Raw genomic sequence first — 24,282 nt, 5'->3', positions numbered from 1 at the left:
TTTGACATGCTCCGTTACTTTTGCCACTGCGTCAACCTAAAATTCCTTAACCAATTATATATACCATGATACATACCAGACTTTCGTTATTATTTGTTCTTTTATATCTTACTTTTTGCAATACCTATGCCGCAGAGAAAGATACGACCTTCGTTATTGACGGCAACCCGATTATCAAATATAAATATACAGCCGATCCGGCAGCTCTGGTATATGGAGATAAAGTATATCTGTATGCAGGTCATGACGAATGTCCTGCTCCCGAAAACAGATACGTAATAAATGAATGGCTGGTATTCTCTTCGGACGATATGACTACATGGACTGAACATGCCGTTCCGCTGACTCCTGCTGCATTCAAATGGGCGAAAGGCGAAGCATGGGCATCGCAGGTCATTGAGCGCAATGGTAAGTTCTATTGGTATGTAACTGTCGAGCACGGCACTATCAGAGGTAAGTCTATTGGTGTAGCTGTTGCCGATAACCCTCTGGGGCCATTTGTCGATGCACGGGGTTCGGCTATAATAACGAATGACATGACCACCGAGTATACCTCTATCGGCTGGGATGATATCGACCCTACGGTATGGATCGACGATGACGGGCAAGCATACCTTATATGGGGTAATACGCAGTGCTATTATGCCAAATTGAAAGATAATATGACAGAACTTGATGGCCCTATTATGCCCATCATGCTCGATAATTTTACCGAAGCGCCATGGATACATAAGCGCGATGGCTGGTACTATTTGTCTTATGCACAGTTCTTCCCCGAAAAGATCGGTTACTCGATGAGTCGCAGTATTCACGGTCCATGGGAATACAAAGGAATTTTGAATGAGATTGCCGGAAATTCGAACACAAACCATCAGGCAATTATCGAATTCAAAGGCGAATGGTATTTTATTTATCACAACGGGGCTATCCCCACAGCCGGTGGCAGTTTCCGGCGATCGGTATGTATCGACCGCTTATATTACAATCCCGACGGTACTATGAAGCGCATACAAATGACTTCGGAAGGCTTAACTGCCAATCAATAAAAAAACAGACCTCATCTAAATAAAAACTACATATCATGAAGAAACCCCTATCTATATGCCTGTCTTTGTTTATAGGAGCATCCCTTACGGCTCAGCAGAAGACAACGGTAGTAGTAAATGCCGATCTTGGGCAATACCAGATCGACCGGAATATTTACGGTCATTTTTCCGAACACCTCGGACGCTCTATTTACGACGGGCTTTGGGTTGGCGAAAACTCCCATATCCCGAATGTGAAAGGTGTACGTAAAGATATTATCGATGCACTTAAACACATCAAAATACCCAACCTGCGTTGGCCGGGAGGATGTTTTGCCGACGAATATCATTGGATGGATGGAATAGGCCCCAAAGAGCAAAGAGCAAAAATGGTGAATACCAACTGGGGAGGAGTAGTCGAAGACAACAGTTTCGGTACACACGAATTCCTCAACCTATGCGAAGAGCTAGGCACCGAACCTTATATCTGCGGAAATGTAGGGAGTGGTTCAGTTGAAGAAATGTCGAAATGGGTAGAATACATCACATTCGACGGACAAAGCCCGATGTCAGAATTACGGAAGAAGAACGGCAGGGAAAAGCCCTGGAGTGTAAAATTCTGGGGAGTAGGTAACGAAAACTGGGGTTGCGGAGGCAATATGTCTGCCGAAGCCTATGCCGAACATTACCGCCGGTATGCTACTTATTGCAAAAACTACGGAGAAAACCAGCTATACAAAATCGTAGGAGGACCTAATGTAGATGATTACCACTGGATGACTGCCATGATGAAGAATATCCCTCAGCATATGATATCAGGAGTATCTCTGCACAATTATTCCTTCACTCATCGCTGGGAAGATAAAGGAAATGCGACAGGTTTTACCGAAGACGAGTACTTCTCATTACTCGAAAACGGGCTGCGCATGGACGAACTTATCAAACGCCATTCATCCATTATGGATATATACGATCCCGCAAAACGGGTCGGTCTTATCGTTGATGAGTGGGGTGCATGGTACAATGTAGAGAAAGGTACAAATCCCGGATTCCTGTATCAGCAAAATACTCTACGCGATGCTATCCTTGCAAGCCTCATCCTGAACATATTTCACGATCATGCCGACCGCGTAAAGATGGCCAACATCGCACAGTTGGTTAATGTATTGCAGGCTCTTTTCCTTACTGAAGGAGATAAGATGCTGCTGACTCCTACATACCACGTGTTCGATATGTACAAAGTGCATCAGGATGCTACTATGTTGCCAACAACTATCAGTACAGGTATTTATGAACGGATGAACCGTAACATAAATACGATATCGGTGTCTTCGTCGAAAGACAAGAACGGTAAAGTACATATTTCTTTCGTCAACGTAGACCCTAATAATGATACCGAGATCGAATGTGATATCAGAGGAATTGACAACCCAAAACTGCTAAGTGCAAATATTATTACGGCTCCTAAAACCGATAGCTTCAACACTTTCGAGAACAAAGATGCAGTAGCCTTGAAAAACTTCAGTGGAGCAACTGTAAAAGGAGGAAAAATATCATTCAAAATCCCTTCCAAATCATTGGTAACCATAGAGCTTAATTAATTATTACACAAGCTTATCTATTATATATTGTCAGCGGAGTATAAATGCTGTCGTATTTATAACCGGTGATTATGTTATCCTGAATTTATCTAAATTTTAATGAAATGATTTTATGAAAAACTTAACATCCATGAAAACCCATTTCTCGCTGCTTCTTATAGCACTTTTGCTTTCTGTATGCGGCGGGCAGGCTTACGCCCAGAACAGAATAGTATCTGGTACCGTAAGAGATGTAAAAGGCGACCCGCTCATCGGTGTCAGCATCAAAGTGAAAGGCAATACCGGTGCCGGAACGATCTCCGACTTAGACGGAAAATTCTCTATCCCGGCTGCCGGAAACAACACTCTCGAATTCACTTATGTAGGATATGCTACCGCTAATATCAGTATCGACGGCAAATCGATTATCGAAGTTGTTATGACCGAAGACAATGCACTGGACGAAGTAGTAGTAGTTGGTTACGGTACCCAAAAGAAAAGTTCGCTGACCGGAGCTATCAGTAACATTAAATCGGACGAAATAACCCGTACTGCGGCAGTAACCACATCAGGAACATTGGTCGGAAAAGTACCGGGAATATCAGCCCGTCAGTCAGACGGACGCCCCGGAGCATCCACAACAATACAGATCCGTAACATGGGTACACCTTTATATGTAATCGACGGCATGCCTGCCGACGAAGGCCAGTTCAATAACCTGAGTGCAACTGATATTGAAAATATATCGGTATTGAAAGATGCTTCGGCCGCTATTTACGGGGTGAGAGCTGCCAACGGGGTAATTCTTGTAACTACAAAAAGCGGTCGCAGAAATGAGAAAAATACGATCAGTGCATCGGGATATGCCGGATTCCAAAACATGTCTCGTTTCGCAAAACCGGCTAATGCCGAACAATATGTAAGAGGTTTGATGGAAAGCGACCTGAACACAACAGGTAGTACATCATATACCATGCAAGACCTCGAAAATTGGGCGAACGGAACGAATCCTTCGCAGGATTATTACAAAGCCCTTATCAGAGAGAATTCACCTATCTATTACGGAAATATCAATGCAACAGGAGGTTCCGACAAGAGCAGTTATTACCTGTCTCTGTCCCATATAGACCAGTCAGCCGTTTTTAAAGGATATAATTTCAAACGTACCAACCTGCAAGCGAATTTCGATATAGACATTACTAAGAACTTCAAAGTAGGTACTAAAATAAACGGACGTATAGAAGAACGCCACAATGTAAGTGTACCGGGATTGGGTCAGGATAATTACTGGGGACCTTACTATGGTTTATACCTGAATAAACCCACTGAGTTGATGTACGCTAATAACAATCCTGATTATATTGCAGCCACTTCGGGCGGGGTTTATAATCCGGCATCATTTAACAAGGGTACTTCGGGTTATACCGATGATATCTGGAAAGTAATGCAAACTACATTATTCGCCGAATATCAAACTCCGATAAAAGGTTTAACAGCAAGAGGTACACTATCGTACTGGTACGCCAACCGTAACGAAGACAGACACGAATATTCGTGGGATGCATACACATACGACTCTGCAACCGATACATATATTTCAAATAATGGATCGAGCAATTCCGGCTGGAAACGCCGTATACAGAATACTCTGGAGGATCTGACTTATCAACTTCAAATCAATTACAACAATAAGTTTGGACTACATAACATTGGCGGGGTATTAGCTGCTGAAGCATATAAGAATAAAAACAAGTATTATTCGATACAAGGCTCACCTTCCAATAATATACTGTATCCTTTAGACCTGGATGAGATGAACGGGATGACAGATACCTTTTCTACATTTACCCGTGCAGGTTTCATCTTCAAAGCAAATTATGACTATGCCGACAGATATTATCTCGAATTAAGTGGACGTTACGACGGTTCTTCTCTATTCAGGGACGGCGACCGTTGGGGATTGTTCCCTGCCATATCAGCAGGATGGAGATTATCTGAAGAATCTTTTATGAAGGGACTAAGAGACGCGTGGCTTAATAACCTGAAATTCAGAATTTCATACGGTGTTACCGGAGACGATAAAAATTCGGACGGAACATACATCGTATCTCAGTATGCGTATATGGAAGGTTACAACTGGAATGAGGGAATGTCCGTATTAAATGGGAATACACTCGCCGGTATTCAATCACGCGGAATGCCAACTACAACTGTTTCGTGGATGAAATCAAAAATGTTTAACGTTGGGATGGACTTCGACCTGTTAGGCAATCGCCTGAGTGGTACTTTAGAGTATTTCCACAGAAAACGTACGGGTATCCCGGCCACCAGTTCACAGGTTCTTATTCCTTCTGAAATGGGATTTACTTTACCCTCTGAGAACCTTAACTCCGATAGCCATATGGGCGTTGAAGCATCTCTTTTGTGGAGAGACAAGATAGATAAAGTAAAATACAATGTCGGAGGAAATGTTACTTTAGCCCGTAAGAAAAACAATTATGTAGAGGCTGACAGTAATGCCCGGGGCAGCAGTTGGGATTATTACCGCAACAATACAAGTAACCGCTGGTCGAACATCCTGTGGGGATATGAATGTATCGGACAATTTCAGTCACAGGAAGAGATACAGAATTACACTGTAGATATAGACGGTAGCGGAAACTCAACATTACTTCCGGGAGACTTGATCTATAAAGATGTGAATGGCGACGGTATTATCAATGAACTGGACGAGCGTCCGATAGGATATGCAACAGGCGAACTTCCTTACCTCAACTTTGCTTTAAACCTTCAGGTTGAGTGGAACAACTTCGACCTTAAAATGGACTTTACAGGGGCAAGTATGCAATCTTACATGAGACAATGGGAATTGCGTGTTCCTTTTCAGGCAAACAACTCCCCTGCTTATCTTTTAACAAACGCATGGAGACATGCAGATCCTACAGATGCCAGCAGCGAATGGATTGCCGGAAAATATCCTGCGATACGTGCCAATAGTGGAAGCCATTCAAGCTACTCGCGTAACAGCACCTTCTGGCTTACCAATGTCAATTATATAAAACTTAGAACCCTGGAGGTCGGTTATACTATACCTCGTATGTTACTATCAAAATACAAGGTCGACAATCTAAGGCTTTATGTAAACTGTTACAACCTGTTCTCTATAGACAATACTCACGATTTTGGTGTCGACCCCGAAATTTCGACAGAATCGGGCTTGGCTACACCGACAATCCGTACAATTAATTTTGGTTTTAATCTAACATTTTAACTAGCCTATAACATCATGAAAAAGATTATATTATACATACTTGCCTGTGGGTTGAGTTTTCCGTTCTCCTCTTGTAGCGACTGGCTGGAAACATCACCTAACACCATACTCACTGAAGATGAAGTATGGAGCAGCGAAAATCTGATACTCCGCAACCTGAGCAATATATACTCGCGTATGCCACACGAAGCGGCTCTCGAAACATTGCCCGGGCACGTTATACTGGATGACGCTATGTTCTCGGGATTCAGTAACGACGGAGAGAGTAACAATACCTTCGGTACATATCCCTACGGATGGTTTTATTCCTATGATTACACTCTGATGCGCGAAATCAATCTGGCTCTGAAGAACAGCGAAACCTCCACTTTAAAGGACGAGGATAAACTGGCTACATTCAAAGCCGAATTCAGATTCTTGAGAGCAGAGTTATATTTCGAAATGGTAAAACGCTTAGGCGGAGTTCCCCTTATCACGGACGTATATGCATATGAAGGCTCTACCAATGTAACAGACCTACAGTTTCCACGGGCTACCGAGCAGGAAGTATATGACTTTATTGCCAGCGAGATGGACGATATCCATACTGCATTGGCAGCAAATAATTCTTCTCAAAGCCGTGCCAATCAATATGCTGCTTTAACATTAAAATCACGCGCCATGTTGTATGCTGCATCTATTGCAAAATACAGTGCACAGAAAACTCCCGAGATACAAAGCGCATTATCTTCGGGCGAAGTTGCTATGGCAGGGGCATCGGCAACAGCATACTACGAAGCCAGCTTAGCAGCTTCTGAAAAGATCATCAACGATCATGTATTCAGTTTGATGAACTCGAGCCAGACAGCCGATAATTTCTATAATGCCGTATCCACCCACGAAAGTAATACCGAGATCATTTTTGCCCGTGAGTATAATTCGACCTATCCTACAACTTTCACTTATCAGAACTTATCCAGATCGCAAAGGGAAGTGGAAGCAGCCAGTTCGTATATAGCTCCTACCCTTAATCTAGTAGAAAGTTATGATTATCTGGATGGTACAAAAGGTACAATTAAAACAACCGATGCAAATGGCGGTTATATTTTCTATAACTCTATCGATGAACCCTTCCTGAACAGGGATGCCCGTATGGACGGAACCATACTACGTCCCGGAAGCACATTCCGTACAGAATTGGAAATACAGGCAGGCGTTTATTATTGGACAGGCAGTGCTTATGCTTTCCAGACAGGAACACTTGGTTCAACATATACCGATGGAGGAGTATTGGTAGGAGTAGATGGGCCTCACCATACCGAAAACAATGTATCGAACACAGGTTTTTATCTTAGAAAATTTGTTGATATGACCACCGGTTCGGGTATCAATGTAAATGGTAGTTCTATGTGGTGGGTATATATGAGAATGGGCGAAATCTATCTGAATGCTGCCGAAGCCGCTTTCGAACTGGGACAAACCGAAAAAGCCCTTACTTATATAAATGCAATCCGTTATCGTGCCGGATTCGGAGCTAACAGCCTTTCGGCTTCCGACCTGACTATAGAAAAAATTCAGAACGAACGCCGTTGCGAGCTTGCATTCGAAGACCACCGTTATTGGGACGTTAAAAGATGGCGTATAGCCCACACTCTGTGGAATGGTTCGTCTTCGAGCGAAACAGCTAACCTGTACGCTTTGTATCCATACCGTGTAGTAGGTGGCCCGCAGGATGGTAAATACATATTTGTACGTCAGGTTGCACCACGTGTTACAGTTCCAAGATATTTCAGAATGGGTAACTATTATACAGCATTTGATGCAACAGTATTAAACAACAATCCTAAATTGGTAAGAAACCCGCTTCAAGACTAAAAAAACGCTTAATATGAAAAAGATATCATTTATAGGAATGCTGTTTTCGTTGATAATGTTCACAGCATGCGAAAAAGATAATTACGACGCTCCCAGCTCAACCCTCACCGGAGCTATTATGTATCAGGGAGATACATTACACCTGAAAAACAGTGAGGTTACCCTTCGCCTGTACGAGCCGGGATGGGCTACATCTTCCACTACTTATACAACGGTCTATGTTGATCAGTACGGAAAATTCAGCGCAAGTCTTTTCGGAGGAAAAACATATAAGCTGATCCGTTCTTCGGTAGGAGCATGGGATTTACCGACAGCCTCAGATACCATTACATTCGTTGCAAACGGTAATGTGACCCAAAATATCGAAGTTTCGCCTTATTTCCTTATCAAGAATACCACAATGCAGGTATCGAATAATGTAGTAACCGCCAGCTTCAATATAGAGCAGATACAAGGTAATGCAGTAATTGAATATGCGCAGCTATGCCTGTTCCCTAATGCTATTATCGACATTGCGAATAACAAGGTAAATACTGCGGATGCTGACAGTAATATAAACGGAAGGCTTGCAAATGTCAGCACCGGAAGTAATACTATAACCAAAACAATCACCGAAAGCGAGTTATTGTCCTATAGTTTTATTTATGGCCGCATTGGTATAAAAGTGCAGGGTGCATCGGCCCTACTTTACTCATTACCTATTAAAATTAATTTGAATTAAAGGCAAATATTTTAACGGGTATGGTACACTTTATCGATGCTATACCCGTTTTCGCATGGAAATCCTTTCAAATAAATGTAAAAATCACACCAAATTTGGCAGTACTGACATTTAATGCTTATTTTAGAGAGCATTATTAAACTTGTCGTACTGAATAACCATTTATTAATTAATCATGAAAAATATCTGTAAAACATTGAGTCTTATCTGCCTATTGGGTATTAGCCAGACCGGCTATTCGCAACAGGCATCAGCTTATGAACTCACTCTGGACACGAAAAAAACAGGTGCTCCTGTTCAGTCTACCATGTATGGTCTTTTCTTCGAAGACATCAATTTTGCGGCAGACGGAGGCTTGTATGCCGAATTAATAAAGAACCGTTCATTCGATTTCCCCCAGAACTATATGGGCTGGTATCTATCGGGGAACGTTGAATTGCGAAAAGATAATCCCCTATTCGATAAGAACCCACACTATGTGGTATTATCCGATCCGGGGCATCCACATAAACGTACAGCCATAGAGAACGAAGGATTCAGAGGTATAGGCTTCAAAGCGAACGGAACTTACCGTTTTTCGGTATGGGCTAAAACTTCGGGGACAAGCGAATCTCAGAGAATCCGGATAGACCTTCTTGACTCGAAAAACGAAATAATAACCACCCAGAAAATCGATATAACTTCACCGGAATGGAAAAAGTACGAAGTAGTTTTGACATCAAAACTAACTGACGCCAAAGGCCGTTTGCGTATTTTCCTTGATTCGAAAGGCTCCGTAGCTCTGGAGCACGTGTCATTATTTCCAACCGATACGTATAAAGGCAGGGAGAACGGACTTCGGAAAGATCTGGCCGAAACTCTTGCCGATATTCATCCGGGGGTATTCCGTTTTCCGGGAGGATGTATTATCGAAGGTACAGACCTCGAAACCCGCTACAATTGGAAAAATACTATCGGACCTGTCGAAAACAGACCTGTGAATGAGAGCCGTTGGCATTATACATTCCCTCACCGTTTTTTTCCTGATTATTATCAGAGTTACGGATTGGGCTTCTATGAGTATTTCTTACTTTCGGAAGACATGGGTGCAGAACCACTTCCTGTAGTTAGCTGCGGATTGGCATGCCAATACCAAAATGAAAGAGAAGAATGCCACGTACCTTTAAACGAATTACAGCCCTATATACAAGATGCTCTCGACCTGATTGAATTTGCCAACGGACCTGTAACCTCAACATGGGGAAAAGTAAGGGCCGACATGGGGCATCCTGCACCTTTCAACATGAAATACATCGGGGTTGGTAACGAGCAATGGGGTGATGAGTATGTAGTAAGGCTCGAAGCATTCACTAAAGCAATACGGGCTAAATATCCCGAAATTAAGATAATAGGGAGCTCTGGACCTTCTGCTGACGGAGATAAATTCGATTACCTGTGGCCCGAAATGAAGAAACTGAAAGTGGATTTGGTAGACGAGCATTACTATAAAGATCCTGAATGGTTTCTGAAAAGCGCCGGCCGTTACGACAACTACGACCGGAAAGGCCCGGCTGTATTTGCCGGAGAGTACGCCTGCCATTTGCCTAATCGTGCTAATAATCTGAAGTCGGCTCTTTACGAAGCAGCATTTATGACCGGACTGGAACGCAATGCCGACATTGTGCATATGACAACTTATGCTCCTCTATTGGCACACATAGATGGATGGCAATGGAGACCTGATCTGATTTGGTTCGATAACCTTTCGGTAATGAAAACTCCTAATTATTATGTGCAACAGATGTATGCACAAAACGCAGGAACCAATACAGCCACATTGATCCAAAACGGGACACCGCTTACAGGACAAGACGGATTGTATGCATCTGCAGTATATGACAAGGAACAGAATTGTTATATTGTGAAGATTGCTAATACAAGTGCAGACTCTAAAGATGTAAAAATAACCTTAACCGGATTGAAAAAACAAGCTGCTATCTCATTGGGAGACTGTACCGAATTGACAGCCGGTAATCTGGAAATTGAAAATACATTGGCAGAGCCATCCAATATTACTCCTCAGAAAACTACTGCAACTATTGATGGAAGCACCCTTAGTGTAAAAGCAAAGGGATTCTCCTTCAGTCTCTATAAAATAAAACTATAACCAGGTCTGGGAATTCAGACCTTTAGTAGCTTCTTATTTTCCAGTTTTAGATAATCAGGATGTAAAATCCATCCTGATTATTTTTATATCTATCCTACATTTATATCCGGAGGTTAAGGACAAGTTTTTATAACCTGTTTCGGAAGCTTCAGATTCATTTAGCGACTTTCGATTATGAAAATATTTACTTTTAATAAGCTGCATATAAGTTTCGGATTGGCAATCTCATGCATTTTATTCGCCTGTGGAAAACAAAATCCGGTCTTTCAGATTTCAGATAGCCCTAATCCCTGGCCTGATAATTATCAGGATGTTGCAGCAATGACCGATTATAAGCAGTGGGGTACCTATAATGTACATGATCCTTCGATCAAAAAATTGGGAGATACTTATTATGCCTACTCTACTGATGCTATTTATGGAGAGGACAGCGCAGTCATAAAAAAAAACAGTCTGCCTTTCGGTTATATACAGGTGCGTAAGTCTAAAGACCTTGTCAACTGGGAATTTTCAGGATGGGCATTCTCCGAAATACCCGACGAAGCCGTAAAATGGGTTCGCAGTAACAGCGGAGGAAAAGGTGCTACCAATGTATGGGCTCCGTATATTACCCAATACAAAGATAAGTACCGCTTATACTATAGTGTTTCAGCTTTTGGCAGGCAAACATCATATATCGGATTGGCAGAATCAGACTCCCCTGAAGGGCCTTGGGAACAAAAGGGTTGTGTGGTAAAGACCAAAACAGGAGATGTGATGAACGCCATCGACCCCAGTATAGCTGAAGATGCCGCCACAGGCAAACAATGGATGCTGTACGGCTCCTATTTCGGAGGTCTGCATTGTATGGAACTGAACCCCGAAACAGGATTGGCACTGACAGAAGGAGATCAGGGACACCTGATAGCCAGACGCTTCGATGGTAAAAGAAATAATATAGAAGCCCCGGAAGTAATGTATAACCCTCAGTTTAAGAAATGGTATCTGTTTGTTTCTTACGATCCGCTGGTCACTACATATAATGTCAGGGTGGGACGTTCGGATTCGCCCGAAGGGCCATTTACCGACTTCTTCGGAAAAGATATGCGAGAAGAAGAAGATAACTATCCGATACTTACCTATCCTTACCGGTTCGAAAACCATACAGGATGGTCTGGCGTGGCACATTGCGCCGTATTCGACAATCAGGATGGCAAGTATTTTATGGCTCATCAAGGACGGCTGGCTCCCAGGAATTTTATGATGGATCTGCATATCCGCGAGATATTCTGGACTGCCGACGGATGGCCTGTAGTGTCACCCGAAAGATATACTGATACTCCAACGCAGGATGTAACGGAACAAGATATTACCGGAACATGGGAAATCATACTAGTCGAAGATGTTGGTAATACCGAGCTGACTCTTGTGGACGGACAGGTATTACCTGAGAATCTTCAACTGACCGACAAGAAAAGAAACATATCGCAGACTTATGATTTTAAGGATGATAAAACTGTAGAAGGGAAACTTGCGGGATCATGGAAGTATAGTGGTCAAAATAGTCTCGACCTGAAACTGGATTCAATTGAAACTTCCGGCTTGCATCTATTCGTCGGACAGGACTGGGAAAACCAGAAACAGACTATATTATTTACCGGACTCGACAGTAAGGGGCGCTCGGTATGGGGCAAAAAAGTACGTTAGCTTCAATGTCATAACCGTTTAGATATATTATTGTCATATTGTAGATTTGTCGTCTTTTTTACACTAATTCAGTAATAATTCCTATTTTTGCATCAAGATTAGTCCTTCGGTGGTACTTTGTTGACAGACAGAATTTGAATACAGACCATGAATATACAATTACTTACCAAGACAAACAGCTAATTGACAAAGTATATTTGGATCACACATATGACACCACTATTTTATAAGGATCAGGAAAGATTTTATGTATCGGTAGACTGCCTCATACTAGGCTTCAAAAACGATAAACTGTATTTGCTAATATCTAAACGTAAGTTTGAACCGTTAAAAGGACAAGACTCTTTGATGGGAGGATTTATCAGACCCAATGAGAGCCTTTCGGAAACCGTTACACGGGTAGTTTACGAATACACAGGCATACAGGATGTTTTTATGGAGCAAGTAGGTGCCTACGGAGAAATAGGCCGCGATATCGGAGAACGCGTTATCTCCCTTGCTTATTATGCTTTGATAGATATACAATCATTCGACGATCAATTATGCAAAGTCCATAATGCCCGTTGGCAGGAACTTGAAAACGTAGGTGAATTGATATTTGACCACAATCAGATTCTGAAAGATACGGTAGATAAACTTCGCAGAAAAGCAGCAAACGAACCTATTGGTTTTAACCTGTTACCCGAAAAGTTTACTTTGCCCCAGTTGCAATCGCTTTACGAAGCAATCTATCAGACAACCCTCGACAAACGTAATTTCAGAAAAAAGATCCTCGAAATGGATATTCTGGAAAAACAAGATGACAAAGACAAATCGAGTTCGAAAAGGGGAGCCTTTTATTACAAATTCAATAAAGAGAAATATGACCAGCTATTGAAAAAAGGATACTACTTTTCCCTATAGATATCGCTCATTTACTGCAATATAACTTAATCCCTAAATAGATAGTATTTATGATGCTCTGTTTAGGGATATTTTTTTCTTAAACATGTTATAAAACATAGCACGTATACGTGTTTTTCTCGGTCTGAATAGCTAACATTGCAAGTGTAACCTAAACACTTATTAAGTGTGTAACTCTTTATAATATGTTAGAAGGATTAAAAGAAGAAGTTTTCAGAGCAAACCTCGAATTAGTGGAACACGGACTCGTCATTTTTACCTGGGGAAACGTCAGTGCCATAGATCGTCAATCGGGTTTGGTCGTAATCAAACCTTCGGGTGTATCATACGACACAATGAAAGCTGAAGATATGGTCATTGTCGACCTCGAAGGAAAAGTAGTGGAGGGCAAGCTTAAACCTTCATCAGATACAGCCACACATCTTGTTTTATATAAAGCGTTTCCTAATGTAGGAGGGATAGTACACACCCACTCCACCTATGCTACATCGTGGGCACAATCCGGATGTGATATCCCTAATATAGGAACTACTCACGCCGATTATTTTAAAGACAGCATTCCTTGTACTCGTCAAATGACACCCGATGAAGTTCAAGGTAAGTACGAACTGGAGACAGGTAACGTTATTGTAGAACGCTTCGAAACGTTGAATGCCGATTTTACACCAGGGGTACTTGTCAACAACCATGGACCTTTCGCCTGGGGGAAAGATTGTCACAATGCTGTACATAATGCCGTGGTACTGGAACAGGTAGCCAAGATGGCTTTCATTTCGTTCAACATCAATCCTCAGTTGAAGATGAATGAGGAGTTGATAAAAAAACACTTCTTCAGAAAGCACGGGCCAGACGCTTATTACGGACAATAAGGCCTCAGTCTTTTTTGTTGTTTGGGAGGCGAAAACTAATGTAATCTGCTAAATAACTTACAGAATAAACGAATTAATATATTAAACATAAAAAAATAACACCATGAATTTTAAAGACTTAGAAATCTGGTTTGTAACCGGAGCACAACTTCTATACGGAGGAGATGCAGTAGTAGCGGTAGATGCTCATTCTACTGAAATGGTTAAAGGGCTAAACGACTCGGGCAACCTTCCTATTAAAGTTGTTTATAAAGGAACAGCAAACTCTTCTTCCGAAATTTCGGCAATCATGCGCGAAGCCAATGGCGATACTAAATGTGCCGGCATCATCACATGGATGCACACTTTTTCGCCTGCTAAAATGTGGATACATGGCCTGAAAGATTACAAAAAGCCATTATTGCACCTGCATACACAATACAATAAAGAAATTCCTTGGAATGAAATCGATATGGATTTCATGAACCTGAACCAATCGGCTCACGGAGACCGCGAATTCGGACATATCACAAGCCGCTTGCGTAAGCCCCGTAAAGTAATTGTTGGTTACTGGAACGACAAGGATACTCAAAATAAAATCGCAGGCTGGATGCGCGTATGTGCAGGCTGGGCAGATTCTCAGGATATGCTTATCATCCGTTTCGGCGATAATATGAACAATGTTGCAGTAACAGACGGAGACAAAGTTGAAGCAGAAATCCGTTTGGGATATCATGTCGACAATGCTCCTATCGCAACTCTGGTTCCTTACATCGAAGCTGTTACCGAAGCCGAAATAGATGCACTTGTAGCCGAATATGAAAAACTGTATGATTTTGCTGCCGATTGTAAAAAAGGAGCGGAAAAATACCAGTTTGTACGTGATGCAGCAGCTCAGGAAATAGGTATCCGCCGCTTCCTTCAGGATAAAGGTGCAAAAGGATTCACCACAAGTTTCAACGAACTGGCTGGTATTAAACAGTTGATGGGATTTGCTTCTCAACGTTTGATGTCGGAAGGTTACGGATTCGGAGCTGAAGGAGACTGGAAATCAGCAGCTCTTGTGCGCACAATGTGGGTTATGGGACAGGGATTACCCGGTGGACAATCGTTCCTTGAAGATTATACTCTTAACTTCGATGGAGAAAACAGTACTATCCTTCAATCTCATATGTTGGAAATCAATCCGGATATCACAGGTGTTAAACCTCGTATCGAAGTGCATTTTTTAGGAATCGGTGATGCCCGTACTTGTGCCCGCCTTGTATTCCAGGCTCACAAAGGTACAGGTGTAGCAGCTACAATTGTGGATATGGGTAACCGTTTCCGTATGATTGTAAACGAAGTTGAAGTTGAAGAACCGAAACCACTTCCAAAGCTTCCGGTTGCATGTGCATTGTGGAAACCAATGCCTAACCTCGAAGTTGGAGCAGGTACATGGATTTTGGCCGGAGGTACTCACCACTCTAGCTTCTCATTCTCTGTAACAACCGAAATGCTCGAAGATTACGCAGAGATCGCTGATATCGAATTACTTATTATCGATAAAGACACGACTATCCGTGAGTTCCGTAAAGAATTACGTAACAACGAGATATACTATATGCTAAACAAAGCTCTCCAATAAGTCAACAATGATAGCAGACAGCATTAGAGGTAACGATAATACTACCTCTGATGCTTCTGCATTCTTTTCTTACTCTTAATGTTTAATGCACATGAAATATACAATAGGCTTAGATTACGGTTCTGACTCGTGTCGTGCCGTGATTGTCAATGCTGAAAGCGGACAGGAAATAGCTTCGTCCGTAAAGCATTACAAAAGATGGGCTGCCGGAAAATACTGTGACCCGCAAAACAACCAATACAGACAACATCCGCTCGATTACGTAGAGGCTCTTATCGACTCGGTAAAAGAGGCGTTAAGTAAAGCTCCTGCCGGAACAGCCGAAAATGTTATCGGGATGTCATTCGACACAACCGGATCTACTCCGGCTCTTATCGACCAAGACGGGCAGATACTAGCATTACGCCCCGAACTTGCAGAGAACCCCAATGCGATGTTTATCCTGTGGAAAGATCATACTTCGATAAAAGAAGCTGCCAAAATAAACGAAATAGCCAAAAGATGGCCTATAGATTACACTGCTTACGAAGGCGGTATCTACTCCAGTGAGTGGGTATGGGCCAAAGTAGCACATGTTTTAAAAGAAGACCCCTCCATAAGAGATGCGGCTTATGCATGGATCGAGCATTGCGACTGGATGCCTGCACTCATTACAGGAACCACCAAACCTGCCGAGATCATCCGCAGCCGTTGTGCTGCCGGACATAAGGCAATGTGGCTCAAAGAATGGGACGGACTTCCTGCCGAAGACTTTCTGCTTGAAGTAGAACCTTTACTAAAAGGATTCAGGGAACGCTTATTCCAGGATACCCACACCAGTGATGTGAAAGTAGGAAACCTTACTCCCGAATGGGCTGAAAAATTAGGCCTTACAACCAACGTAGCAGTGGGTGTAGGTGCATTCGATTGCCATATGGGTGCAGTAGGTGCCGAAATAGGTCCTAAAGCATTCGTTCGCGTAATCGGAACTTCTACTTGCGATATAATGGTAGTGCCTTACGACAAAATGCATGGAAAACTTATTCCCGGTATTTGCGGACAGGTAGACGGGTCGGTTATCCCCGGTATGATAGGACTAGAAGCCGGACAATCGGGCTTCGGCGATATTTATGCTTGGTTTAAATCCGTTTTGGCTTGGCCAATCGAGAAGCTGATCAATGAATCGAACCTTATCAATGCCGATGTAAAAGAAAAGCTGATCGAAGAAACCTTGGATAAAATCATTCCTGTGTTATCTAAAGAGGCGATGGCGATTCCGGTTTCTGCCAGCTCCGAACTGGCTATCGACTGGATGAACGGACGCCGTACACCCGACGCCAATCAATTGGTGAAAGGTACGATTACAGGGCTGAACCTTGCCAGCTCTGCACCTAAAATATTCCGTGCCTTGGTTGAAGCAACTGCATTCGGGTCAAAAGCTATTATAGACCGGTTTATCGAAAACGGAATCGAAATAGACAGTGTGATCGGAATCGGGGGTATTTCGCTAAAATCCCCTTTCGTTATGCAGACTCTTGCCGATGTATTGGGTATGCCTATCAAAGTAGCTAAAGCAGAACAAGCCTGCGCTTTCGGCGCTGCCATGTTCGCTGCTGTGGTAGCGGGGCTTTATCCGAATATCGAAGCTGCTCAGAAAGCAATGGGATTGGGATTCATATCCGAATACCAACCAAATGACGAAAACCATAAGGTATATATGGAACTATATGACAAATACCTGAAACTGGGTAAGTTTACCGAAAACGAATTATTTTCTTAAATATAATTAATCAATAATATGAACTGGAATTCTCATGAATTTATTTGGCTCGACTGGCTGATTATCGTAGTCGGGATATTAGCTGTGACATGGGCTGTTTGGCGTTCGATCCAAAAAGACAAACGTCTGCAACAGGGTGCCAGCAGCGAGGATTACCTATTCGGTAAAGGAGAGCCCTGGTACATTATCGGTGCTGCTATCTTTGCCGCAAACATCGGTTCGGAGCACCTTGTAGGACTTGCCGGAACAGGTGCAAAATCAGGTGTAGGTATGGCGCACTGGGAAATGCAAGGATGGATGATCCTGATTTTGGGTTGGCTCTTTGTTCCCTTCTACCAGCTTATGAACAATAAGATGGGCAAAATCATTACAATGCCCGATTTCCTTAAGTATCGTTATACTCCTGCAACAGGTTCGTGGTTATCAATTATTACCCTTATAGCATATGTACTGACAAAAGTGAGTGTTACGGCATTCACCGGAGGTATCTTTATGGAGAGCCTTCTTGGTTTACCTTTCTGGTATGGCGCTATCGGCCTCATAGTTCTGACCGGTATCTTTACCGTATTGGGAGGTATGAAGGGCGTAATGACATTATCTGCCATTCAGACCCCGATACTTATTATAGGCTCATTCCTTGTTCTTTTCTTGGGATTATCGGCTCTCGGCGGCGGAAGCATACCTGATGGTTGGGCTGCGATGATTGAGTATTCTAAAACATTGAATGTAGGTGCAGATGGTGTTGCATACGGTACAAACCACATGTTCCACTTCTCGACAGGAGATCCTATGTATGACGACTATCCCGGTTTCTGGGTATTTATCGGAGCATCAATTATCGGTTTCTGGTATTGGTGTACCGACCAGCATATCGTTCAACGTGTGCTTGGTCAACAAAAAGGCGAATCGAACGAGGTAGTAATGAAACGCGCGCGCAGAGGTACTATCGCTGCCGGTTATTTCAAATTATTACCTGTGTTTATGTTTCTTATTCCGGGTATGGTAGCTGCTGCACTGGCGGCACGTCCCGATAGCGGATTTACATTAGAGAATCCCGATACAGCCTTCGGTGCTATGGTGAAGTTTGTTTTGCCTGCCGGAGTGAAAGGTATCGTTACCATAGGATTTATCTCTGCATTGGTTGCTTCTTTAGCAGCATTCTTTAACTCTTGTGCTACATTGTTTACAGAGGACTTTTATAAGCCTATGTTCAAAAACAAGAGCGAAGCCACTTATGTTTTGGTAGGCCGTGTTGCTACAATCGTAGTAGTGATACTTGGTATCGTATGGATACCTATCATGATGAGCCTCGGTAGCCTTTACGATTATCTGCAAGGTATTCAATCGCTGCTGGCTCCTGCAATGGTAGCTGTGTTTGCGCTCGGAATATTCTCTAAAAGAATTACACCTAAAGCCGGTGAAGTCGGTATGATAGTGGGCTTCCTTCTTGGTATGGTACGCTTGCTGACCAACATTCTTACTACATCCGACGGTTTTGTCGCTACCGGATTTTGGGAACAAACAAGCTGGTTCTGGGAAACCAACTGGCTCATATTTGAGATATGGTTGCTTGTATTCATCATGTTGCTGATGGTTGTTGTATCGTTCTTTACGGCGAAACCAACCGCTCAACAAATAGAAGCTATCACTTTCACTGATGATTACAAAAAGCAAATCGGAAGAAGCTGGGACAAATGGGATGTTGCTGCTTCACTAGGAGTAGTGATCTGCTGTGGGCTATTCTACTGGTATTTTTGGTAAGACTTTGATTTATAATTACTAGTTATTTGATTACTTTTAGATTTTCGAAATTTTCTCACTGTTGTTTTTGTGGTTAAATAACAGTGAGAATTTTCGTTCAAGAAATACTGCTTATTTTTCTTATTTCTGACAATTTAAGATCTCAAGCCTTTCTATTGGTTTTTGAAAAAATATTACTGTTACTTAAACATATACGATTATGAAAAAAATACTTTATCTGGGACTTGCCCTCTGCTTATTTTCGTGCGGAAACAAGCAACAACAGACTCCTACAACACAAATAGAAGCTACAGGCATAACCCTAATGGCTGACTCGGCATTTACAACTACCCTCGACGGAAAAGACATCAAGCTATATACCCTCGAATCGGGTAACGGTATCACCATGCAGGTTTCGAACTTCGGTGGCAGGGTTATCTCCCTTTGGGTTCCCGACAAGGACGGAAAATACGAAGATATCGTATTCGGACATCCAAATATTCAGGAATACATCAAATATGAAGGAGAACGTTGCCTCGGCCCTATTGTAGGACGGTTTGCAAACCGCATAGCAAAAGGACAGTTTACCCTTGATGGCAAAAAATACCAATTGCCGGTAAATAATAACGGACAAACTTTACACGGAGGCCCCGAAGGTTTCGACATGAAAGTATGGAACGTAGACAGTATCAGCAAAAACAGTATTGTTCTGTCTTATGTTTCGCCCGATGGCGAACAGGGTTTCCCTGGAACAGTGAATGTTAAGATGGTTTATACCTTAACTCCCGAAAACGAGTTTAAGATCACATACGAAGCTACAACAGATAAGCCTACTCACGTAAACCTGTCTCACCACTCGTTCTTTAACCTGAAAGGTGAAGCAAACGGTACTATCACAGATCATATACTGACAATTAATGCCAGCGGAATTACTCCTGTTGACTCGGTACTCATCCCGACTGGGAAAATCACCCCTGTAGAAAATACTCCTTTCGATTTCAGAAAACCAACTGCTATCGGAGAAAGAATCAATGCAGATGACGAACAATTGAAAAACGGTAAAGGATATGACCATAACTGGGTTGTTGACCGTAAATCTGAAAAAGATGTAGAGTTTATCGCCAGTGTATACGAGCCAAAAAGCGGTCGTGTAATGGAAGTATGGTCTGACCAGCCCGGTATCCAGTTTTACAGCGGTAACTTCCTCGACGGAAAAGTGACAGGCAAATACGGAAAGCCTCACAATTTCCGCGAGGCTATTGCTCTCGAAACACAAAAATTTCCTGATACGCCCAATCAACCGAAGTTCCCGTCGACCCGTTTAAATCCGGGCGAAGTATATACCCAGACTTGTATTTATAAGTTTCTGACAAAATAATTACAGACCAACCGGTCGACTCAAAGAGGGTAAACTATTGATGTTTATCCTCTTTTTCTAACAAAACTAACTAATTACACCAAATGAAAAGTGAAAAAGAAAAAATGGCTGCCGGCGAACGTTACAACGCCCACAGCGAAGAAATGATAGAAGTCCGTAGAAAGCTAAAACCATTACTTCATAAACTGAATGTAACGGAATACCATACAGACAAATTCAGAGATGTAATGAACGAACTTTTCCCGAACTCACACAAAAGCTTTTATGTAGAACCTCCTTTTTACTGCGATTACGGAGACCTTATATATGCCGAAGAAGGTGTTTTCATCAATATGGGGGCAATTATCCTCGATGGAGGAACAGTTACTATCGGCAGAAAAACCCTTATTGCTCCGGGTGTACATATCTATACGGCCCATCATCCGGTAGATGCTGACGAAAGGGACGAATGGGAAGATTGTAAGCCTATAAAAATCGGCGAACGCTGCTGGATTGGCGGACACTCTACAATATGTCCCGGTGTAACTATCGGAGACCGTTGTGTTATCGGTGCAGGTTCGGTTGTAGTGAAAGATATCCCCGATGATTGTCTGGCAGTAGGTAACCCTGCAAAAGTGATAAGGAAGATTAATCAAAAAGAAGACAGATCGAAATTGATGAACGGATAATAATATTTGTGATACTCAATTTTCATATATTTACCTTCGTTCCGGATTTGGGACGAGGGTATTTTTTTTATCTATAAAGAAAACTAAGATATGGTTAACTGGTCAAAAATAAATATTAGATGTTACATTTGTATCAAATGTAACTTTTCAGCAACCAACAAATTATTTATCAATCACATACAAAGGTGACACGAGACAGCTGGATGTCACTTTCCGTGTCACCTTTGTCACCCTATTGTAACTTTATAGTACCTTTGGGCAGGCACCAATTTATCTACGTATAAATGCTAAAAAGTCGCCTTAGTCTTTTATATATTCATCTTAATATTGCATCATTAAAGACCGTTATAACTAAAACCAAATACCATGAAAGCAAAAGTAATTTGCCTTATAGCCTTTTCATTCTGCACAGCGACGGTTATATCCCAAACCGAACCTTACAAAGATACATCCCTGAGTTTCGATCAACGGGCCGACGATCTCGTTAAACGCCTTACACTCGAGGAAAAGGTAACGCTGATGCAAGATGCATCTAGATCCGTAGAAAGACTGGACATAAAAACATACAACTGGTGGAACGAAGCCTTGCATGGTGTTGCCCGTGCCGGGTTGGCAACCGTATTCCCTCAACCGATAGGTATGGCGGCTACATTTGACAATGAGGCTGTTTATAGCGTATTCAATGCCATATCGGACGAAGCCCGTGCCAAACATACCCGTTATTCTTCAGAGAACAGTTATGCCCGTTATCAGGGTTTAACCATGTGGACTCCCACTATAAACATATTCCGCGATCCGCGCTGGGGACGGGGTATCGAGACCTATGGCGAAGATCCTTACCTTACCAGTCTGATGGGGGTAGCCGCCGTTAAAGGACTGCAAGGTCCTGCGGGTGAGAAATATGATAAAATACATGCCTGTGCCAAGCATTTTGCGGTTCACTCAGGCCCCGAATGGAACAGGCACTCATTTAATGCGAAGAATATCAAGCCACGCGACCTGTACGAAACGTATCTGCCCGCATTCGAGGCTTTGGTAAAAGAAGCCAAGGTAAAAGAGGTTATGTGTGCCTATAACCGGTTCGAAGACGAACCCTGTTGTGGAAGCAACAAACTCTTAACAGATATCTTACGTAACAAATGGGGATTCGACGGGATAGTTGTTGCCGACTGTGGCGCTATAGCCGATTTTTATAAAGAGAATGCCCACGAAACCCATCCGGATGCTGCCACTGCTTCTGCCGCAGGAGTTCTGAGTGGAACGGATCTCGATTGCGGATCGAGCTACAAAGCGCTGGTTGAAGGGGTAAAAAACGGATACATCAGTGAAAAGGATATTGACGTTTCGGTCAAAAGGCTTCTTAAAGCACGTTTCGAACTGGGCGAGATGGACAAGAGCGAAGATGTTGAATGGTCTAAAATACCTTATTCGGTTGTAGCATCCAAAGCTCATGATAACTTATCATTAGATATGGCTCGTAAGTCTATGACTCTATTACTGAACAAAAACAATATACTCCCTCTGAAACAAGGCGGCTTAACAGTTGCCGTAATGGGACCAAATGCTAACGACTCGGTAATGCAATGGGGTAATTATAATGGTACACCTCCACGTACAATAACTATTCTGGAAGGTATACGCTCTGCCCTTAGTCCCAATGATAAGCTTATTTACGAACAAGGCTGCGGACTGGTAGAAACGACCTTGATACAAAGTGCCTTCGACCAATGTGCCTACGAAAACGGTAAAGGATTCAGTGCGGTATACTGGAATAATATGGAACGCCAGGGAAATCCTGCCGCAACAGCACAGATTACTACTCCCTTCCGGTTCTGCACATCGGGTGCAACTGTATTTGCTCCGGGAGTCAACCTCACTGATTTTTCGGCAACATATAACAGTACATTTACACCTACGAAAAGCGGCGAGGCCGTATTCGACTTCTACGCCTACGGATCTATTGAGTTGTACATAGACGGACAGAATGTAAGGAACTTCGCCAACAAGCACGGAAGCCGGAAAAATACATATATAATGAATGTAGAGGCCGGAAAACCATATGATATACAAATCAACTATCAATTTTTCAACAGTGATGCACAGCTTAATTTCGACCTTGGATTTAAGGAAGAAATAGACATCTTGAAATCAATCGCAAAAGTCAAAGATGCCGACATTGTTATATTCGCCGGAGGGATATCGCCTTCATTGGAAGGTGAAGAAATGGGTGTAGACCTTCCCGGATTCAAGAGAGGTGACCGTACCGATATAGAATTACCTGCCATACAGAGAGACTTTGTCAAAGCATTAAAGGAGGCCGGCAAAAAAGTGATATTTGTGAACTGTTCGGGTTCGCCCATTGGATTAGAACCCGAGACCGATAACTGTGAAGCTATATTGCAAGCATGGTATCCGGGGCAAGCAGGAGGGCAAGCTGTTGCCGATGTTTTATTCGGAGCTTATAATCCTGCCGGACGTTTGCCTGTCACATTCTACCGGAATACAGCTCAACTTCCCGACTTCGAAAATTACGATATGGCAGGACGGACATATCGTTATATGACCGAAAAGCCACTCTATCCTTTTGGATACGGATTAAGCTATACTACCTTTGCATATGGTAAACCGCAAGTGAACAAGAAAGATATTAAGGTTGGAGAAGCTATTCTTCTATCTATTCCTGTAACCAATACAGGAAAAAGCAATGGAGACGAGGTTATTCAGGTTTATCTGAGAAAAGAGAATGATCCGCAAGGCCCTATTAAAACATTGAGAGCATTCAAAAGGGTATCCATCCCTGCCGGAAAAACAGCCACAGTGCCATTCGAACTGACGGGTAAACAACTCGAATGGTGGGATGATTACCAGCGATCGGTAATCATGTCTCCCGGAAAGTTTGAAATTCTTATAGGGAGTAGTTCCGATGATAAAGATCTGACCAGTATTCCTTTTACTATCTCAGCAAACTGATATATTAAAGTGCCATCTGAATAATCCTATTTAGATGGCACTTTGTTTTAGAGCTTATCATAAGGAGGTATTCTACCCAATCAGTTCTTCTGAAAAATATTGCTAT

15 protein-coding genes are annotated in these 24,282 nt (G+C 42.5%); all 15 read left to right on the top strand.

Annotation, left to right across the window (positions count from 1 at the left end; genetic code table 11):
• Window positions 1-65: 65 nt before the first annotated feature.
• Window positions 66-1,046: a glycoside hydrolase family 43 protein gene (locus BUC12_RS00310; RefSeq protein WP_082141837.1), complete on the top strand. Its 981-nt coding sequence runs from the start codon at window positions 66-68 to the stop codon at window positions 1,044-1,046.
• 35 nt (window positions 1,047-1,081) lie between these two features.
• Entirely contained in the window at window positions 1,082-2,626 is a 1,545-nt protein-coding gene (locus BUC12_RS00305; RefSeq protein ID WP_082141836.1) for an alpha-N-arabinofuranosidase, read from the top strand.
• A gap of 112 nt (window positions 2,627-2,738) precedes the next feature.
• The gene (locus BUC12_RS00300) at window positions 2,739-5,876 is read left to right on the top strand and encodes a SusC/RagA family TonB-linked outer membrane protein (protein WP_073357270.1); all 3,138 of its coding nucleotides are present in this window, start codon (window positions 2,739-2,741) and stop codon (window positions 5,874-5,876) included.
• A gap of 15 nt (window positions 5,877-5,891) precedes the next feature.
• Window positions 5,892-7,730 (top strand): RagB/SusD family nutrient uptake outer membrane protein, encoded by a 1,839-nt coding sequence (locus tag BUC12_RS00295; protein ID WP_062175191.1) that lies wholly within the window; start codon window positions 5,892-5,894, stop codon window positions 7,728-7,730.
• A gap of 13 nt (window positions 7,731-7,743) precedes the next feature.
• On the top strand, window positions 7,744-8,451 hold the full coding sequence (locus BUC12_RS00290; RefSeq protein WP_062175190.1) for a DUF3823 domain-containing protein: 708 nt from the start codon (window positions 7,744-7,746) through the stop codon (window positions 8,449-8,451).
• 175 nt (window positions 8,452-8,626) lie between these two features.
• The gene (locus BUC12_RS00285; RefSeq protein WP_062175189.1) at window positions 8,627-10,597 is read left to right on the top strand and encodes an alpha-L-arabinofuranosidase C-terminal domain-containing protein; all 1,971 of its coding nucleotides are present in this window, start codon (window positions 8,627-8,629) and stop codon (window positions 10,595-10,597) included.
• Between the two features lie 174 nt (window positions 10,598-10,771).
• Entirely contained in the window at window positions 10,772-12,283 is a 1,512-nt protein-coding gene (locus BUC12_RS00280) for an arabinan endo-1,5-alpha-L-arabinosidase (protein WP_062175188.1), read from the top strand.
• 210 nt (window positions 12,284-12,493) lie between these two features.
• Window positions 12,494-13,186 (top strand): NUDIX hydrolase, encoded by a 693-nt coding sequence (locus BUC12_RS00275; RefSeq protein ID WP_062175187.1) that lies wholly within the window; start codon window positions 12,494-12,496, stop codon window positions 13,184-13,186.
• Window positions 13,187-13,371: 185 nt separating this feature from the next.
• Entirely contained in the window at window positions 13,372-14,055 is a 684-nt protein-coding gene (locus tag BUC12_RS00270; protein WP_062175186.1) for an L-ribulose-5-phosphate 4-epimerase, read from the top strand.
• Window positions 14,056-14,158: 103 nt separating this feature from the next.
• Window positions 14,159-15,661 (top strand): L-arabinose isomerase, encoded by a 1,503-nt coding sequence (araA, locus tag BUC12_RS00265; protein ID WP_062175185.1) that lies wholly within the window; start codon window positions 14,159-14,161, stop codon window positions 15,659-15,661.
• Window positions 15,662-15,752: 91 nt separating this feature from the next.
• On the top strand, window positions 15,753-17,420 hold the full coding sequence (locus BUC12_RS00260; RefSeq protein ID WP_062175184.1) for a ribulokinase: 1,668 nt from the start codon (window positions 15,753-15,755) through the stop codon (window positions 17,418-17,420).
• 18 nt (window positions 17,421-17,438) lie between these two features.
• Window positions 17,439-19,181: a sodium:solute symporter gene (locus BUC12_RS00255; protein ID WP_062175183.1), complete on the top strand. Its 1,743-nt coding sequence runs from the start codon at window positions 17,439-17,441 to the stop codon at window positions 19,179-19,181.
• A 199-nt stretch (window positions 19,182-19,380) separates the two neighbouring features.
• Window positions 19,381-20,538, top strand: coding sequence for an aldose epimerase family protein (locus BUC12_RS00250; RefSeq protein ID WP_062175182.1), 1,158 nt, complete (start codon window positions 19,381-19,383; stop codon window positions 20,536-20,538).
• A gap of 83 nt (window positions 20,539-20,621) precedes the next feature.
• Window positions 20,622-21,206, top strand: coding sequence for a sugar O-acetyltransferase (locus BUC12_RS00245; protein WP_062175181.1), 585 nt, complete (start codon window positions 20,622-20,624; stop codon window positions 21,204-21,206).
• Window positions 21,207-21,572: 366 nt separating this feature from the next.
• Window positions 21,573-24,176, top strand: a complete 2,604-nt coding sequence (xyl3A, locus tag BUC12_RS00240; protein ID WP_062175180.1) for a xylan 1,4-beta-xylosidase — start codon at window positions 21,573-21,575, stop codon at window positions 24,174-24,176.
• Window positions 24,177-24,282 lie beyond the last annotated feature (106 nt).

Source organism: Indolivaga macrotermitis (assembly GCF_900128985.1).
Lineage (GTDB): Bacteria > Bacteroidota > Bacteroidia > Bacteroidales > Dysgonomonadaceae > Dysgonomonas_A > Dysgonomonas_A macrotermitis.
This window is presented reverse-complemented; position numbering and strand designations above follow the sequence as displayed.

Bases quoted from the DNA above. Each gene is read 5' to 3' on its own strand.
- BUC12_RS00305 (WP_082141836.1), top strand. From the start codon at position 1,082: ATGAAGAAACCCCTATCTATATGCCTGTCTTTGTTTATAGGAGCATCC.
- BUC12_RS00310 (WP_082141837.1), top strand. From the start codon at position 66: ATGATACATACCAGACTTTCGTTATTATTTGTTCTTTTATATCTTACT.
- BUC12_RS00255 (WP_062175183.1), top strand. From the start codon at position 17,439: ATGAACTGGAATTCTCATGAATTTATTTGGCTCGACTGGCTGATTATC.
- BUC12_RS00270 (WP_062175186.1), top strand. From the start codon at position 13,372: ATGTTAGAAGGATTAAAAGAAGAAGTTTTCAGAGCAAACCTCGAATTA.
- BUC12_RS00245 (WP_062175181.1), top strand. From the start codon at position 20,622: ATGAAAAGTGAAAAAGAAAAAATGGCTGCCGGCGAACGTTACAACGCC.
- BUC12_RS00275 (WP_062175187.1), top strand. From the start codon at position 12,494: ATGACACCACTATTTTATAAGGATCAGGAAAGATTTTATGTATCGGTA.
- BUC12_RS00250 (WP_062175182.1), top strand. From the start codon at position 19,381: ATGAAAAAAATACTTTATCTGGGACTTGCCCTCTGCTTATTTTCGTGC.
- BUC12_RS00280 (WP_062175188.1), top strand. From the start codon at position 10,772: ATGAAAATATTTACTTTTAATAAGCTGCATATAAGTTTCGGATTGGCA.
- BUC12_RS00260 (WP_062175184.1), top strand. From the start codon at position 15,753: ATGAAATATACAATAGGCTTAGATTACGGTTCTGACTCGTGTCGTGCC.
- BUC12_RS00300 (WP_073357270.1), top strand. From the start codon at position 2,739: ATGAAAAACTTAACATCCATGAAAACCCATTTCTCGCTGCTTCTTATA.
- xyl3A (WP_062175180.1), top strand. From the start codon at position 21,573: ATGAAAGCAAAAGTAATTTGCCTTATAGCCTTTTCATTCTGCACAGCG.
- BUC12_RS00285 (WP_062175189.1), top strand. From the start codon at position 8,627: ATGAAAAATATCTGTAAAACATTGAGTCTTATCTGCCTATTGGGTATT.
- araA (WP_062175185.1), top strand. From the start codon at position 14,159: ATGAATTTTAAAGACTTAGAAATCTGGTTTGTAACCGGAGCACAACTT.
- BUC12_RS00290 (WP_062175190.1), top strand. From the start codon at position 7,744: ATGAAAAAGATATCATTTATAGGAATGCTGTTTTCGTTGATAATGTTC.
- BUC12_RS00295 (WP_062175191.1), top strand. From the start codon at position 5,892: ATGAAAAAGATTATATTATACATACTTGCCTGTGGGTTGAGTTTTCCG.